Origin of the sequence: Mycolicibacterium arseniciresistens (assembly GCF_030519285.1) — a bacterium.
Taxonomy (GTDB): domain Bacteria; phylum Actinomycetota; class Actinomycetes; order Mycobacteriales; family Mycobacteriaceae; genus Mycobacterium; species Mycobacterium arseniciresistens.
Map to the genome: position 1 here is coordinate 1 of NZ_JAUMSQ010000554.1, position 646 is coordinate 646.

A 646-nucleotide genomic window follows, 5' to 3' on the forward strand; every position below is an offset into this window, starting at 1 on the left:
GAACACGGCGCCTCGGGTCTGCGCGGCGAGTGGCCGCACCAGTCCCGCGGGGGCGCCGCTGACCGGGGGAGACTCCGCGGCGGTCGCCGGCACGATGGTCGGCGGCGGGCCGTCGTCCGGGCCGGTCGCGCAGCCGGCCACGGCGAGGATTGCCACCACCGCGACGCCGGCGAGAAAGCGCTGAGTCACGGAGTTTAGGTGGTATGACAAAGGGTAGCTCTCGGTTCGTGAGGTCGATTCACGGGACGTTCGACAGGTCCAGCAAGTCTAGGCACTTCCGCGACGGGCGGGTCGCGCAGCGATCCGCTTCACCCGGTGTTGCCGACGGCGATACCGGAGGTATGGTGCGACTATGACGCTCGCCACACGTCGGAGTCAGAGCGAAGAAGACTTTTCCATCGAAGACATTTCCACTGGTGTGCACGCCAGCGGGTTCGGCCAGCTCGGCGACGGCCGCAGTTTCTCGTTCCACGTCGAGCGCCAGCAGCTCGTGGTCGAGGTGTACCGGCCACGCCTGAGGCACCCCGTGCCGCAGGCCGAGGACGTGGTGGCGGTCGCCAGCCGCGGCCTCACCGACATCGACCTGTCCGACGAACGCAGCGTCGCCGCGGCCGTGCGCGACGCGGTCGCCGACGCGCACCCGGTG

General features: G+C 70.0%; 1 protein-coding gene and 1 pseudogene. One reads left to right on the forward strand and one right to left on the reverse strand.

The features are described from left to right. Nucleotides 1-189, reverse strand: a pseudogene (locus Q2100_RS31445) (hypothetical protein); the annotation flags it as partial. 163 nt (nucleotides 190-352) lie between these two features. Between Q2100_RS31445 and Q2100_RS31450 the strand changes: the two are divergent. After that, the coding region (locus Q2100_RS31450) for a hypothetical protein (protein WP_302917152.1) at nucleotides 353-646 on the forward strand (294 nt) is incomplete at its 3' end.